The organism is Methylobacterium sp. CB376, from assembly GCF_029714205.1.
Classification (GTDB): Bacteria; Pseudomonadota; Alphaproteobacteria; order Rhizobiales; family Beijerinckiaceae; genus Methylobacterium.
The window spans coordinates 6,643,370-6,658,861 of record NZ_CP121648.1; the positions used below are offsets into that span (position 1 = coordinate 6,643,370).

13 protein-coding genes and 1 pseudogene are annotated in these 15,492 nt (G+C 68.5%); 11 read left to right on the forward strand and 3 right to left on the reverse strand.

From position 1 onward, the window contains the following. The first annotated feature begins 37 nt into the window (after positions 1–37). The 4 genes from QA634_RS30620 to QA634_RS30635 all read left to right on the forward strand — a co-directional run bounded on the left by QA634_RS30620 (position 38) and on the right by QA634_RS30635 (position 4,737). Complete coding sequence (locus QA634_RS30620; protein ID WP_012335724.1) at positions 38–517, forward strand: (2Fe-2S)-binding protein; 480 nt, start codon at positions 38–40, stop codon at positions 515–517. Then, complete coding sequence (locus tag QA634_RS30625; protein ID WP_012335725.1) at positions 514–2,859, forward strand: xanthine dehydrogenase family protein molybdopterin-binding subunit; 2,346 nt, start codon at positions 514–516, stop codon at positions 2,857–2,859. Before QA634_RS30620 ends, QA634_RS30625 begins: the two co-directional genes overlap by 4 nt. Before the next feature lie 110 nt (positions 2,860–2,969). Then, a complete protein-coding gene (locus QA634_RS30630) occupies positions 2,970–3,368 on the forward strand; it encodes a hypothetical protein (protein WP_012335726.1) in 399 nt (132 codons plus the stop codon). Between the two features lie 1,015 nt (positions 3,369–4,383). Then, a complete protein-coding gene (locus tag QA634_RS30635) occupies positions 4,384–4,737 on the forward strand; it encodes a hypothetical protein (protein ID WP_150108750.1) in 354 nt (117 codons plus the stop codon). Positions 4,738–4,985: 248 nt separating this feature from the next. Here QA634_RS30635 and QA634_RS30640 read toward each other — a convergent pair. Then, positions 4,986–5,118 (reverse strand): annotated as a pseudogene (locus QA634_RS30640) (IS5/IS1182 family transposase); the annotation flags it as partial. A gap of 109 nt (positions 5,119–5,227) precedes the next feature. On the opposite strand from QA634_RS30640, the gene QA634_RS30645 reads away from it, so the two are divergent. The 7 genes from QA634_RS30645 to QA634_RS30675 all read left to right on the forward strand — a co-directional run bounded on the left by QA634_RS30645 (position 5,228) and on the right by QA634_RS30675 (position 12,901). After that, positions 5,228–5,476, forward strand: coding sequence for a DUF4170 domain-containing protein (locus QA634_RS30645; protein ID WP_012335727.1), 249 nt, complete (start codon positions 5,228–5,230; stop codon positions 5,474–5,476). 127 nt (positions 5,477–5,603) lie between these two features. Continuing rightward, a complete protein-coding gene (locus QA634_RS30650; protein WP_026191050.1) occupies positions 5,604–6,548 on the forward strand; it encodes a ribose-phosphate pyrophosphokinase in 945 nt (314 codons plus the stop codon). Positions 6,549–6,790: 242 nt separating this feature from the next. Next, a complete protein-coding gene (locus QA634_RS30655) occupies positions 6,791–7,510 on the forward strand; it encodes a DUF1013 domain-containing protein (RefSeq protein ID WP_012335729.1) in 720 nt (239 codons plus the stop codon). 330 nt (positions 7,511–7,840) lie between these two features. Further along, positions 7,841–9,550 (forward strand): 30S ribosomal protein S1, encoded by a 1,710-nt coding sequence (gene rpsA, locus QA634_RS30660; RefSeq protein ID WP_012335730.1) that lies wholly within the window; start codon positions 7,841–7,843, stop codon positions 9,548–9,550. A 318-nt stretch (positions 9,551–9,868) separates the two neighbouring features. After that, the gene (locus QA634_RS30665) at positions 9,869–10,876 is read left to right on the forward strand and encodes a hypothetical protein (protein ID WP_012335731.1); all 1,008 of its coding nucleotides are present in this window, start codon (positions 9,869–9,871) and stop codon (positions 10,874–10,876) included. A 100-nt stretch (positions 10,877–10,976) separates the two neighbouring features. Continuing rightward, a complete protein-coding gene (locus QA634_RS30670) occupies positions 10,977–11,237 on the forward strand; it encodes an acyl carrier protein (protein WP_012335732.1) in 261 nt (86 codons plus the stop codon). Beyond that, complete coding sequence (locus QA634_RS30675) at positions 11,234–12,901, forward strand: fatty acyl-AMP ligase (RefSeq protein WP_012335733.1); 1,668 nt, start codon at positions 11,234–11,236, stop codon at positions 12,899–12,901. Before QA634_RS30670 ends, QA634_RS30675 begins: the two co-directional genes overlap by 4 nt. Here QA634_RS30675 and QA634_RS30680 read toward each other — a convergent pair. Both QA634_RS30680 and QA634_RS30685 read right to left on the reverse strand, forming a co-directional pair. Further along, entirely contained in the window at positions 12,830–14,620 is a 1,791-nt protein-coding gene (locus QA634_RS30680) for a radical SAM protein (RefSeq protein ID WP_265576459.1), read from the reverse strand. The genes QA634_RS30675 and QA634_RS30680 overlap by 72 nt on opposite strands. A 164-nt stretch (positions 14,621–14,784) precedes the next feature. Next, positions 14,785–15,477 carry a hypothetical protein gene (locus tag QA634_RS30685; RefSeq protein ID WP_012335735.1) on the reverse strand — a complete coding sequence of 231 codons (693 nt, stop codon included), beginning with the start codon at positions 15,475–15,477 and terminating at the stop codon, positions 14,785–14,787. Positions 15,478–15,492: the final 15 nt, after the last annotated feature.

The window sequence follows — 15,492 nt, forward strand, 5'->3', positions numbered from 1 at the left end:
CGAGGCGCGCCGCGCACCCGACAGCCGGAGGGCGACGATGATCAAATTCACCGTGAACGGTGCGGAGCGGAGCTATGACGGGGATCCCGACATGCCGCTCCTCTGGTACCTGCGCGACGAGCTCGGGCTCGTCGGCACCAAGTTCGGCTGCGGCATCGCGGCCTGCGGTGCCTGCACGATCCACCTCGGCGGCACCGCCGTGCGCTCCTGCCAGACCCCGGTCTCGGCCGCGCAGGGCCAGCCGGTCGTGACCATCGAGGGGCTCTCGCCGGACGGCAGCCATCCCCTGCAGGTGGCGTGGCGCGACCTCAACGTGGCGCAGTGCGGCTACTGCCAGACCGGGCAGATCATGCAGGCCGCCTCCCTCCTCAGGGACACGCCCAAGCCCGGCGACGCGGAGATCGACACCGCCATGAGCGGCAATCTCTGCCGCTGCGGCACCTATCCGCGCATCCGCGCCGCCATCAAGCAGGCGGCCGGCGTGACCCCGAAGGCCAGCCAGGGAGAGCGCCTGTGATCCACGACCGCGATCTCACCACGCAAGGGGCCGGGCAAGGGGCCGGGCAAGGGGCCGGTCCGGTTCCCGGGCTGCGCAACGTCAGCCGCCGCGGGCTGCTCGGCGGCGCCGGCGCCCTCGTCCTCGCGCTGGCGCTGCGCGCGCCGGCCCGGGCCGCCGAGCAGGAGCCGCCGACATTCGGCGGGGACGCCATGCCGCACGGCCGGCGCGACGACCCCCACCTCTTCGTCGCCATCGCGCCCGACGGCACCGTCACGGTGACCTGCCACCGCTCCGAGATGGGGCAGGGGGTGCGCACCTCGATCGCCCTCGTTGTCGCCGACGAGCTCGACGCCGACTGGGCCAGGGTCCGGGTCGCCCAGGCCCCGGGCGACGAGGAGAAGTTCGGCAACCAGGACACGGACGGCTCGCGCTCGCTGCGCCACGCCTTCGTGCCGATGCGCCGGGCCGGCGCGGCGGCCCGCCAGATGCTGATCCAGGCCGCGGCCGCGCAATGGGGCGTGCCGGCCGCCGAGGTGACGGCGGAGAACCACGTCCTGCGCCACGCGGGATCGGGCCGGCAGGCGGGCTACGGCGACCTCGCGGCCGCGGCGGCGCGGCTCCCGGTCCCGACCGGGGAGGCCCTGCGCCTCAAGGACCCCTCCGCCTTCCGCTACATCGGCAAGGGCCGGATCGGGCTCGTCGACAATGACGACATCACGACCGGCAAGGCGTGGTACGGCCTCGACACCCGCCTTCCGGGCATGCTCTACGCGGTCGTCGCCCGCCCGCCGGTCTTCGGCGGCAGGGTCAAGTCCTTCGACGCCGCCGACGCCCTGAAGGTGCCGGGCGTGGTCAAGGTGGTCCGGATCGACCCGCCCGCGCCGCCGGTGGAGTTCCAGCCCCTCGGCGGCCTCGCCGTCATCGCGAGGAACACCTGGGCGGCGATCAAGGGCCGCGAGGCCCTCAAGGTCACCTGGGACGACGGCCCGAACGCCTCCTACGATTCGGATGCGTACCGGGCGAGGCTGGAGGAGGCCGCCCGCAAGCCCGGCAAGGTCGTGCGCCAGGAGGGCGACGTCGATGCCGCGATGGCCAAGGCCGCCAAGCGCGTCACGGCCGAGTACTATATCCCCCACCTCGTCCAGGCCCCGATGGAGCCGCCGGCCGCCACCGTGCGGATCGTGAACGGCAAGGTCGAGGCCTGGGCCTCGACCCAGGCGCCGCAGGCGACCCGCGAGCGCATCGCCAAGCGCCTCGGGATCGGGCCCGAGGCCGTGACCGTGACCGTCACGCTCCTCGGCGGCGGCTTCGGGCGCAAGTCGAAGCCCGACTACGTGGTCGAGGCGGCGCTCTGCTCCCAGGCCATGGACGGCGCGCCGGTCAAGCTGACCTGGACGCGCGAGGACGACCTCCATCACGGCTACTACCACACGGTCTCGCTGGAGCACCTGGAGGCGGGGCTCGACGACAAGGGCATGCCGGTGGCGTGGCTGCACCGCAGCGTCGCCCCGACCATCGGCTCGATCTTCGTGGACGGCGCCGACAACGAGATCCCGATCGAGCTCGGCATGGGGCTGGTGAACACGCCCTTCGCCATCCCGGCCATGCGGATGGAGAACCCGAGCGCCGAGGCACATGTGCGCATCGGCTGGTTCCGCTCGGTCTCGAACATCCCGCACGCCTTCGCGATCCAGTCCTTCGTGGCCGAACTCGCCCACGCGGCGGGGCGCGACCCGAAGGACTACCTGCTCGACCTGATCGGGCCGGCCCGGACCATCGACCCGGTGAAGATCGGCGATGCCTGGAACTACGGCGAGGATCCCTCGCTCTACCCGATCGAGACCGGGCGGCTGCGCCGGGTGATCGAGACGGTGGCGGACGGCATCGGCTGGGGCCGCCCGATGCCGAAGGGGCGGGGGCTCGGCATCGCCGGGCACTACAGCTTCGTGACCTATACGGCCGCGGCGGCCGAGGTGGAGGTCGGGCCCAAGGGCGAGATCGTCGTGCACCGCGTCGATATCGGCATCGATTGCGGGCCGCAGGTGAACCCGGAGCGCATCCGCGCGCAGCTGGAGGGCGCCGTCGTGATGGGCATGGGGCTCGCGCTCACGGCCGAGATCAGCTTCAAGAACGGCCGGGCGGTGCAGGACAATTACGACACCTACGAGATCACCCGCATCGACGCGGCCCCGAAGGTGATCAACGTCCACCTGTTGCCGGGCCAGGATTACGGCCGGCCCCTCGGGGGCGTCGGCGAGCCGGGCGTGCCGCCGGTGGCGCCCGCGATCGTCAACGCGCTCTTCGCCGCGACGGGGCGGCGGGTGCGCCAGCTGCCGGTGCGCGACAAGCTGAGCGCCTGAAACCTCTGCGCCTGAAACCTCTGCGCCGACGCGGTGGCCGCGCCGGCGCAGCCGGAACGGACCTTGCCCGGAACGGTTGAGCGGGCGATCCCCTCACCGGAGCCCGTTCGATGACGCTCAGACTCCCCCTCGCCGCGATGCTCGCCGCGCTCGCGGCCGCCCCCGCGCTCGCGGCCTCCTGCGAGCAGGACATCGCGGCCTTGGAGCCGCGCCTCTCCGCCCAGACCCGGGACGTGATCTCGACCTCGACGGCGAGCAAGGAGGTGTCGAGCCGCCGCGAGGCCCAGGGCGAGGCCGCCCGGTCCGGGAACGTGCCGCCCTCCGCCCTGCCCAAGGGACCGGAGCCGGGGTCGGGCGAGGCGAAGGCCGCCGCCGAGGCCGGGACCGGCACCGGCGCCATGGAGGCCCGCGCCAGCCTCAACGGCGCCCGCGAGGCGGCCAGGAAGGGCGACGAGGCCGGCTGCCGCCAGGCCCTGGACCGGGCGAGGGCGCAGCTCGACGGGCGCTGAGCCGGCCCCGCGTCGCGCCCCGAGCGCCCTGGCCGGACCGGGTCGGCCTGTGAGACGCGCCGCGCGCGAGTGCGGGCCTCGCGCCGCGCCGGGATCGCGTCCAGGCCGACCGGGTGGCCCATGATGGCCGAGGCTGCGAGGATGAGGCGCTGTTCGGCCCCCGACGGGTCGGCGCCTCACGCCGGAGTGCGGGCCAGACAGGCTTCGGGACGGTGAGCGTGGGTGCCCCTCCGCATGGCCCACGCTTCCGGCAGCCGTTGAGTCGGAGCATGCTCTTCTGCCCGCGTCCGTCGCCGCCGAGGCGACTTGGGAGGCAATGGGCCTGTCGCGCGACTGTGGTGAATGCGTGAAATGAGTGTAAGACTAGAAAAAGCTGCAATCGGAAGGGCAGATGTGACCAAATTTCGTCGCGATAATATACTTTATGAACTGGCGTAAAAGAGCAATCATAAATTCCAGTAGTATGTAACGCTATCCATAGCAGCAATGCGAATCAATAGGATTGCTATCATGTTGGATGAATACGAAAAAACGTTAATTGAGCAAGAGCTCATCACAATATATCAGCTAAAATATGCGAAGATTTTTGCATGTATGAACATATTGTGGCTTCATACCTAGGGTATGATCGGCATTCTACTCTGTCACGACGTATTGATTGACTTTACATAATAATTATTTTATGGAGTTTTCCCGAAAGATCAAAAGGAAAGCCATAGATAGGCAAAATTGCGGTTCTATGGATTTACGTGTGTACGACCAAGATGATTTGCAGGCATTTCTTGCGACAGTGATTTGTCTTTGCCGCAATTTTTCTTGTAATCTAGGTATCAGAAGCGCTAGTACTGAATACAATGGCGCAGTTGGTATCTAAAACGAGAGGCAGCGTAGGCATTCAATACGCGCCGCGCCGCAGAGTTGGTGTAAAATCTTCTAGCGTCGAGGCGGAGCACTGCTAAAATGAAAATATTGATTCGGACCTGATCGCTAAATACTGATTCGAGAGAGCACCGTTATGAGAAATACGAAGCTTGTCAGGGCTGCAATATTCTTGATAACAGCGTTTTGCGCTCCAATATCGCCAGCACTCTCGTCTGATGATGTCGGCAGTATCACAGGTTCTTGTTGGAGATTTCAAACAGAAAAAAGAATGCTTCAATTCTGCTTCAAAAAATATGGAAAAATGGGCATAGTTGTAGACAGGTATGGGGTTCTTGTTGATGGGTGGAATTTTGAAGCAGATTGGAAATTGCAAGGCGGAAGGATAATCATTGAAGAAAATACATGCGATTTCGAATATTCAAGAGAATACGATCAATTAAGGCTCACAAATTGCGATATAGAGGGAGTATATTCTAGACATAAATAGTTTTCTTCATCGCTGTGCGTCGATAAAGATCAAAGATATGCTAACAATTTCATAATTGGTGTATCAGCCAGAGAAGTTCCGGTTAATCTGGTCAGACCCTGAGGTTGTAAGGCAATAGGCGCACTCGTTGGGTGTTGCGGTGTCGACGGGCCGCCCGATGGTTGACCACAGCCCCTCGACGGTGCGCTGGGCGGCCTTGAGCGTGGATGAAGCCATCTCGGTCAGTCGAACTTGAGCGAGGAGGGCGGGCCCCCTTTCCCTCTGGGCCGCCCGCTGGGCTTTGACGGAGGTCGCGTCGAAGGCCGTGGCCTCGCCGGACCATCCCGCCTTGGCCAGGGCCGCCAGCATGGCGGTCCGGAAGCCGCGGCGCGCCCATCTGTTGGGCGGGACCGGCTTGCGCACCCGACCGGGCGATTCCGGCTTGACGCGCGGCCCGGCGCTTGCAACCGGAGGCCGGGCCAGCCCCGGCCCGGCAGCGAGAGACGCCCGCATGAGCACCCAAGGCGGCCAGCCGACGCAGACCTCCGAGCCGACCCAACTCCTCCACCTCGTGTTCGGCGGCGAACTCACCAGCCTCGACGGCATCACCTTCCGCGACCTGTCGAAGCTCGACATCGTCGGGATCTTCCCCGACTACGCCAGCGCCGCGGTGGCCTGGAAGGCCAAGGCGCAGCAGACCGTCGACAGCGCGCTCACCCGCTACTTCATCGTCCACCTGCACCGGTTGCTGCAGCCCTGAGCCGGGCCGGGGCCGCGGGGCTCCGCGTCGATGAAGACATTGTGACGCTCTCTCCCCGCTGGTAAGAGCCGGGCGCGCCGCGCCGGGCCCGGCACCCTTTCCGGCGGCCAGGACCTACGACATGGCGATGAAACCCTCGATCAAGATCGTGGCGGGCAACGCGAACCGTCCCCTCGCGGAGGCCATCGCGGCCTATCTCGAACAGCCGCTCGCCCTCTGCTCCGTGCGGCGCTTCGCCGACATGGAGATCTTCGTCGAGCTCCAGGAGAACGTGCGCGGCGAGGATGTGTTCATCGTCCAGTCCACGTCCTTCCCGGCGAACGATCACCTGATGGAACTCCTCATCATGATCGACGCCGCGCGCCGCTCCTCGGCCCGGCGCATCACCGCCGTGATCCCGTATTTCGGCTACGCCCGGCAGGACCGGCGCACCTCGGGCCGCACCCCGATCTCGGCCAAGCTGGTGGCGAACCTGATCACGGAGGCCGGCGCCGACCGGGTGATGACCCTCGACCTGCACGCGGGCCAGATCCAGGGCTTCTTCGACATCCCGACCGACAACCTCTTCGCCGCGCCCGTGATGGTGCGCGACATCAAGGAGCGCCTCGACCCGGCCGACATGATGGTGGTCTCGCCCGACGTCGGCGGCGTGGTCCGCGCCCGGGCGCTCGCCAAGCGCATCGACGTGCCCCTCGCCATCGTCGACAAGCGCCGCGAGCGGCCGGGCGAATCCGAGGTCATGAACATCATCGGCGAGGTCGAGGGGCGCTCCTGCATCCTCGTCGACGACATCGTCGATTCCGGCGGCACGCTGGTGAATGCCGCCGAGGCGCTGCTCGCGCACGGCGCCAAGGACGTCTCGGCCTACATCACGCACGGGGTGCTCTCGGGGGGCGCGGTCTCGCGCATCGCCTCCTCGAAGCTCAAGGAACTGGTGATCACCGACTCGATCCAGCCCACCGCGGCCGTCAAGCTCGCCCGCAACATCCGGGCGGTCACGATCGCCCCCCTCCTCGGCGAGGCCATCGGCCGCACGGCCGAGGAATCGAGCGTGTCGAGCCTCTTCGCCTGAGCGGCGACGGCCCGCGGATCGGGCGGGGCCGCCAAAACCGGTTTGCACCCTCCGGGCGACCCGCCTATATTGCGGTCTTCTCCCTCACAGCGTGAGACGGGACGTTCCGGGCCTCCCGGGATGTCGGCGGCGCCCCCGGCGCCGCCCGCGTCTCCCTGCTGTGCGAAGGGTCGTCATTCAGGTCGCCGGCTCGGTTCCCGGCGGCGTCGCGTCCCGCCGAGGGGCGCCCGAGGAGGTGCTGCATGTCCCAGGGTCCGTTGATGCCGAAGGCGACGGCCGTCTGGCTCATCGAGAACACGTCTTTGTCCTTCGATCAGATCGCCGATTTCTGCAAGCTCCACCCGCTCGAGGTGAAGGGCATCGCGGACGGCGAGGTGGCGAGCGGCATCAAGGGCCTCGATCCGGTCTCGACCGGCCAGCTCACCCGCGAGGAGATCGAGCGGGCGCAGAAGAACCCGGGCCACCGCATGAAGGTGGCGGTCTCGAAGGTGAAGCTGCCCGAGGTGAAGCGCAGCAAGGGGCCGCGCTACACGCCGCTGTCGCGCCGCCAGGACCGCCCGAACGCGATCCTCTGGCTGCTGCGCAACCACCCGGAGCTCAAGGACGCGCAGATCATGCGCCTCGTCGGCACCACGAAGTCGACGATCCAGCAGATCCGCGAGCGCACCCACTGGAACTCGGCCGCGCTGCAGCCGATGGACCCGGTGACGCTCGGCCTGTGCACGCAGATCGACCTCGATTTCGAGGTGCAGCGCGCCGCCAAGGACCGGCCGGCGGTGGCCGAGGCCGTCGATGGCGGCCAGACCCTGATGCCGCCGGAACTCTCGGTGCTGCCCGAGCCCGAGGACGACCACGACCCCCGCCACCGCGGCCGCGGCGACGAGCGCCTCGACGCGGATTCGGTCTTCGCCCGCCTCAAGCCCCTGCGCCGGGGCGAGGAGGACGACGAGGACGATCTCTGAGGCGCTGGCGCGGGCGCCCCCGCCTCGGGAGCCTCAACTTGCGTCGGAGGCGCTTTTGCGATATGGCGCCACGATCCGGCGAGTATCCGTTCGACGGCGGTTGAGAGGGGCCCTGGCCCCTCTTTCGCGTTGCGCGGCCCTCGCCCGATGAGAATACGGTCCTGTCCGTCGATTTCGCGCCGGCACGCTTCCCCGGGAAGCGCGCGTTCCGGACGGCCTTGAAGCCGCCGGGACCACCGGCGGGCAGGAGCGGCCCGTCACGCGAGCCGCCGGCGCCGTCCCGCTTCCCCGGGGGATCCCGAGGGCAGGGGGCGATCTCAAGGAGCTTCAATGTCCGCAGGTTTGCAAGGCGCCGCGTCGAGCCGCGAGGATTTCGCCGCCCTCCTCGAGGAATCGTTCCGCCAGCACGAGATCACGGAAGGCTCCGTGGTCAAGGGCCGGGTCGTGGCGATCGAGAAGGACGTCGCCGTCATCGACATCGGCGCCAAGACCGAGGGGCGCGTCCCCCTCAAGGAGTTCACCGGCCCCGGCCGTGACCAGCCGATCAGCGTCGGCGACGAGGTCGAGGTCTACGTCGACCGCATCGAGAACGCGCTCGGCGAGGCGGTGATCTCCCGCGACAAGGCCCGCCGCGAGGAGAGCTGGGTCAAGCTCGAGAAGGCGTTCGAGAACAACGAGCGCGTCACCGGCACGATCTTCAACCAGGTCAAGGGCGGCTACACGGTCGACCTCGACGGCGCCGTGGCCTTCCTGCCGCGCTCGCAGGTGGACATCCGCCCGGTCCGCGACGTCACCCCGCTGATGGGCACGCCGCAGCCGTTCCAGATCCTCAAGATGGACCGCCGCCGCGGCAACATCGTGGTGTCGCGCCGCACGGTCCTGGAGGAGAGCCGCGCCGAGCAGCGCTCGGAGCTGGTGGCGAACCTCGAAGAGGGTCAGGTCATCGACGGCGTGGTCAAGAACATCACCGAGTACGGTGCGTTCGTGGACCTCGGCGGCATCGACGGCCTGCTGCACGTCACCGACATGGCGTGGCGCCGCGTCAACCACCCGTCCGAGGTCGTCAACATCGGCCAGACGGTCAAGGTCAAGATCATCAAGATCAACCACGAGACGCACCGCATCTCGCTCGGCATCAAGCAGCTGCTGGCCGATCCGTGGGAGGGCATCGCCGCCCGCTACCCGGTGAACGCCAAGCTCAAGGGCCGCGTGACCAACATCACCGATTACGGCGCCTTCGTGGAGCTGGAGCCGGGGATCGAGGGCCTGATCCACGTCTCGGAGATGAGCTGGACCAAGAAGAACGTCCATCCGGGCAAGATCGTCTCCACCTCCCAGGAGGTCGAGGTGCAGATCCTGGAGGTCGATCCGGTCAAGCGCCGCATCTCGCTCGGCCTCAAGCAGACCCTGCAGAACCCCTGGGAGGCCTTCGCCGAGAAGCACCCGGTCGGGTCCGAGGTCGAGGGCGAGGTCAAGAACAAGACCGAGTTCGGCCTGTTCATCGGCCTCGAGGGCGACGTCGACGGCATGGTCCACCTCTCGGACCTCGACTGGAACCGTCCGGGCGAGCAGGTCATCGACGAGTTCAAGAAGGGCGACGTGGTGCGCGCCCAGGTTCTCGACGTCGACGTCGAGAAGGAGCGCATCTCGCTCGGCATCAAGCAGCTCGCCGGCGACCCCTTCGCGGATGCGGGGGAGATCCGCAAGGGTCAGGTCGTCACCTGCGAGGTGCTGGAGGTCAAGGATTCCGGCATCGAGGTGAAGATCGTCGACACCGACCTGTCGACCTTCATCCGCCGGGCCGAGATCGCCCGCGACCGCGGCGACCAGCGCCCCGAGCGCTTCGCGGCGGGCGAGAAGGTGGATGCCCGCGTCACGCAGTTCGACCGCAAGGCGCGCCGCGTGCAGCTCTCCATCAAGGCCCTGGAGATGGCCGAGGAGAAGGAGGCGATCGCCCAGTACGGCTCGGCCGATTCGGGCGCCTCGCTCGGCGACATCCTCGGCGCGGCCCTCAAGGCCCGCGCCGGCGACAAGAAGTAGGATCGGCCGGCCCGGGCGCGCCCGGGCCGCCACCGCGCGATCGGACAGGCCCGCGCCGGGAGACCGGCGCGGGCCTGTGCCGTTGAAAGACTCGTCCCCGCCTTCCCGGGAAGGCGGGGCGGGGTGAGGCGCGGGCCGCAACGGAGAAGTGGCGCCGGTGACGCGGAAACGGTAAGAGCGCCCGTCGGCTGTCCGAGGCGCGAGGCCGGCTCCCGTCGGCCTCGGCCGCTCGCCGTGGCCGCTGCGCGCCGGGGCCGACCCATGCCCGGGGCACGGTGGGGCCCAGCGCGCCCTTCCTGCTCGAGGGTCATCAGCGTCGTGAACGACATCGTTTCGAGCGAACTGCGCACCAGGATCCAGCGTGCGAAGTGCGACATTGAGGAATGTCTGAGAAGCGGCGATCCCGCGGCGACTTTCCGGGGGCTCGGCAGGGGCCCCGAGATCTGGATCGCGGCCCTCGACGAGATCTTCGACGAGTGGCCCTTGAGGGAGGCCGAGCGGGCCGCTGCCCTGCTGCACGAGACGCTGCCGGCGGCCGAGTATCTCTCGACCGTCACCATGCTCCTGGGAGCAGCCCCTCCGGCGGAGGCCCACGAACCGGAGATCGAGCCAAGGGACTTTCAGTCCGTGTTGATCGCGCGCCATTCCGATGCGGTCGGAACCGTCGTGGCTTTCACGGGGATGAAGGGCCGTCTCGGCATGCCGCTGAAGATCGCGGATCGCTGGTTCTCGGCGGCTCGCCTGAACAGGATCTATCTCAGGGACGCCAACAAGGACTTCTTTCTCGGGGGTCTCAAGGATCTCGGCGGCTCCTTCGAGGAGAGCGTGCTCAGCCTCCGGCGAACGATCGACGCGTTCGGCGGCGGACGCCTGTTTCTCTTCGGCGGGTCCGCCGGCGGCTACCCGGCCCTGCGCTACGCGCTCGCTCTCGAGGCGCAGGCCGTCCTGGTCTTCTCCGGCGCCACGAACATCACGCGCAGCTTCGTCGGCGACGCCGTTGATCGCTACGGCGCGCGCGAGCAGCCGGACCTGCGGCCGGCCTACGCTGCCGCGGCCCATCCGCCCCGGGTCCGCCTCGTCTACGCCGCGGGCCACGCGATGGACGCCCTCCAGGCGGGCAACTTCAAGGACCTGCCCGGAGTGATCTGCGACCCGCTCCCCGACTGCACGACGCACATCACGATTCCCGAGGCGGTTCGCACCGGAAAGTATGGTGGCCTGCTTGCGTGGCTGTTCGAGTGCGATCGGCCGAAACCGGGAGCGAATCCTGACGCTGTCGTGGGACATGATACGCTGTCCGGACGATCACGTCCGGACAGCGTTTGACGAGCCCGCGCGGCGCGAGCCCGCGCGGCGCTTGAGCGATGCCGAAATCCGCGTTGCGAACCAATTCGTCGGATTTCGTATGACTGGGAGCGCTCGACGCATGGACCGGCCAGATGACGTGATTGCCAAAGTGGCCAGCATCTATGCCCAGGTGCTCGACTTGCAGGTCGTTGGCCCGGACGACGATTTCATGACCCTGAACGGGGACTCGCACCAGGCCGTCCTCCTGGCGCTCGAACTCGAAGCGGCCTTCGGCGTGCCGGTGCCGGTCGAGACGATCGGCGACCTCGGCACGGTCCGCCGCGTCGCGACGTGGATCGCGGAGCAGGCCGCCTCCGGATCGGGGCGGGACACGCGATGACGGAGCTTCAGCGGCGTCTCGCGCGCTGGTCCGCGGAGCGGCCGGACCGCCTCGCCTTCGCGTTCATGCCCGACGGCACGACGGTGACCGACGCGCTGACCTTCGGCGCTCTCGATCGGGACGCGCGCGGAGTGGCCCGCTCGCTGGGGGAGGTGGGCGCCGGCGGCAGACCTGTGCTGCTCCTGTGTGAGCCGGGTCCCGCCTTCGTGACCGCCCTGGTCGGCTGCCTCTACGCGGGCGCCCTCGCCACCCCGGTGCCGGTGTCGCGGCGGCGCGCCGGCGTGGCGCGGCTCGCCGCGGTCGCCCGCGATGCCGATCCGGCCGCGATCCTGGCGACCGTCGACCGGTCGGCCGTGCCCGACGAGCGGCTCGCGGCCGCTCCCTGGCTGCGCGTCGACGAGGCGGCGCGCAACGCGCCCGCCGCCGTCTCCGCCGTGGCGGAGGACCATCCCGCGGTGATCCAGTACACGTCGGGGTCCACGACCTCTCCGAAGGGCGTTGTGCTCAGCCACGGCAATCTGGCCGCCAACCTGCGCATGCTCCGCGACGGCTTCGGCGCGCACGAGTCCAGCCGCTATCTCAGCTGGTTGCCGCTTTTCCACGATATGGGGCTGATTGCCCACGTGTTGGCGGCGCTCTACAACGGCGGTCCCTGCTGGTTCGCACCCCCATTGAGCTTTTTCAGGCGGCCCGAGACCTGGCTGCGGGCGATCGCGCTGCATGGGGCGACGATCAGCGGTGCCCCCAACTTCGCCTACGAGAGCTGCGTCCGGCGCTTCCCGACGATGCAGCTCGACGGTCTGTCCCTCGCCAGCTGGGAGGTGGCGTTCTGCGGTGCCGAGGCGGTGCGGGCGTCGACGATGGAGCGGTTCTCGGCCCTGTTCGCGCCCTACGGCTTCCGCGCCGCGGCGTTGCGGCCCTGCTACGGGCTGGCGGAGGCGACGGTGTTCGTGACGGCGGCGCGCGGCGTTCGCACGCTGCCGGCGACGCAGTCGCCGACCGCCGCGCCCCTGGTGTCCTGCGGCACCCCGTCGCCCGACGCGACGCTCGTCGTGGTGGATCCGGAGACGCTGCGGCCGAGGCAGGACGGCGAGATCGGCGAGATCTGCGTGTCCGGCTCGCACGTCGCCAAGGCGTATTGGCGCCGGCCGGCCGAGAGCGATGCGACCTTCGGGGCCGAGATCGAGGGGCCGGACGGGCCGGTGACGGCTCTGCGGACCGGCGATCTCGGCCTCCTGCGCGACGGTGAGCTCTACGTCACGGGCCGCCTCAAGGACGTGATCCTGGTGCGCGGCGAAACGATCCACGCCGAGGACGTCGAGCAGGCGGTCGGCGCGTCGCATCCCGAGCTGGACGGCCTCTGTGCGGCGTTCGGTCTCGAGGTCGACGGGGAGGAGCAGGTCGTCGTCGTTCAGGAGGCGCCCCGAGGGGGCTTTCGCGCCGCGCCCGAGACGCTGATCGACGCGGCGGCGCGGGCGGTGGCGGACACCTTCGGGGTGCGCCTGTACGACCTCGCCCGGGTCCGAACCGGTGCGATCCCCCGCACGACGAGCGGCAAGGTGCAGCGAGGCCGCTGCCGCGCCCTCTACGCGTCAGGCGAACTGCCGCTGCAGGGCGGCGGCGTCGGCCACCTGTCGCTCGGGCGCAACCAGCGCCCGCGCTGACGCATCGGCGCGGAACACGCCCGCTCCGTCCAGGAAATAGCGCACCTGACCGTACTTGCTGAGGAAGTGGACGACGAGTCTCAGCGTCGACGGCTTCGCGCCGGCCGCGCGCACGACCTCCCGCACCATCTCCGCCTCGCGCGGTCCGAGCGCCGAGACCCGCTTCATGATCCGGAAGAACATCGCGGTTCGCTCCGATCCCGCGTCGTGGCGGCGCACCGGCGCGTAGGCCGTGCTCCTGAGCTGCGCGATCATGCGCAGCATCCGCGCCCCGAACGCCTCCGGCATGTAGGCCGCCGCGCACAGGTCCGCGACGCCGTCGAGGAGGACGCGACGGGACATTCCGGCCGGCACGATGTTGGTCGAGAACGGACTCGCCGCCGCCGTTTCCCAGGAGGCGCCGAGCAGCCGCCCCTCGCGCGCGAGGCGGCGATAGAGGTCGGTGGCGTGAGGGGCGGTGAGCACGCCGATGTTGAGTTCGGGGATCGGCGCGGCATCGAAGAACCCCCGCATCTGGTCGAAGATCCCGGCCGAGTCGTGGTCGAAGCCGACGATGATGCCCGCCTGAACCGCGATCCCCTTCTGGAGGATCGCAGCGATCGCGCTCTCGACCGGCTGCAGGAGGTTCTGCTTCTTTCCGGTCTCGCGAAGGCTCGCCTTGTTGACGGTCTCGATGCCGACGAAGAGGATCCGAATCCCGGCCTCGTGGCAGCGCTCGAGAAGATCCGGGTCGCGCGCCACGTCGAGCGAGGCCTGGGTCAGGAACAGGACCGGATCGGCCTCGTGCCCCGCGTTCCAGGCGGTCAAAGCGTCGAGCACCTTGCGGGCCCAGGCGCGGTGGACGGTGAAATTGTCGTCGACCAGGAAGATCTGCCGGAAGCCGGCCGCATAGAGCGCATCCAGTTCGGCAACGATCTGCGCAATGTCTTTGTGCCGCTGCTTGCGGCCCTGGTATTGGATGACATCACAGAATTCGCAGCTGAAGGGGCAGCCGCGCGTGGTCTGAAGCGCGCCCGACGACGCGCGCTCGACGGGATAGAGGTCCCAGCGCGGGACCGGGGACCGGCGGATGTCGGCCTTGCCCCCGTCGTAGCGGTCGCCGGCGCGTCCCGCCGCGATGTCCGAGAAGATCTGCGCCGCGATCTCCTCGACCTCGCCCGTCACCAGGATGTCGGCGTGCGGCCGCATCTCCTCCGGAGTCAGGGTCGCGAACGACCCCCCGATCATCACCGTCCGGCCGCGCCGGCGGAAGGCGTCGGCGAGTGCGATCATCCTGTCACGCTGGGACACCTTGCCGGTGATCGCGACGACGTCGACCTGCGCGTCGAGATCGACGGCATCGATGCTCTCGTCGGTGATCCGGATGTGCCAGTCGGCCGGCACGAGCGCGGCGAGCGTCACCACCGTGAGGTCGGCGACCTGCACCCAGCCGCGGGCCTCGTCGCCGAAGAACTCGGCCGTGTGATAGCTCGGTGCGGAATTGGCCGGATTGACGATGTAAATGGCGGGCATGGTCGCTCCCGTTCCGGGCCGCTCTCGGCGATGATGTGCCCTGGACCGGGCCGGATGCGGGGGACGAGCCGCCGTGCTCGGCACGCCCTGCCGACCCGGAGGCAGCGATCCCGGGCCCTCGTCCCACCGCCCGCCGCCGCGGCGATACCAGCTCGACGGCGCCGTGGCCAGTGTCGTCGGCGGCGTCCGCTCGGACGCAGCATCCACCGCGGCGCGAGGTCCTCGCCCGTCGGCGCCGTCGCGCCGGGGCGGGCCGTCGCGCCGCTCCGGCCGACGGACGAGGGCCGCGCCGCGGGGCAGGATCCGCGCCGTCCGACCGGGGCGCGACGGTGTGCAGGGTCGGACCGATCATCTCTGCGCTCACGGCAAAATCACCGGCCTGAAAGGCTGTTCAGGTGATAAGCCCATAGTTTTCCGACTCTTTCAGGGTGCATATGGTGATCTGACGGATCTTCGTTCCTGTAATACTCAGAAATGACGCCGGTGTCCGGATCAAGCAGGTCCGATGTCAGGTCGATGAAGGCGCATTGCCGTTGCGCTGCGCCGGATCTCAGACGGTCATTGTATTCGATGGTGAGCGCAGTGCGGTCCTTCAGAGTGGCATCCACTTCCTTTCGGAAATTCGCGATGTCGCCCCAGACGGTTCCATCCCTGATGGTGGGCAGTGCCGCTCCTGTGATGACGACGTCGCTGTGCCCGGCGCCGAGAAGCCGGTCGACGAACGAAAGATATGCGCAGACCGATTCCCGCAATTGGTGCTCTATGGTCTCGGCGTATGTCTTCGCGCGCCACCAAATCACGAAGCCGCAATCGACTTCTCCGAGCTGGATCAGCGGGATGGTCCCGGGGCGAGGCGGCAAGAGCGAACGGGAGAAGATCTCGAGCGCGTGGGTCAGGCTGTTGGGATTGCGCATGCCTACGGCCGTCGCTCCCGGAACTTCGGTGAACCGGCACCGGCGAGACAGCCAGCCGGCCTTCGCCGCGTGATCGATCGCGGCGACGTGGCTGTCTCCGACGACGTGCCAGACTCGCTGATCGCCGTGATCGGCCGGACAATCCGTCATCTCTCGCCCATGCCT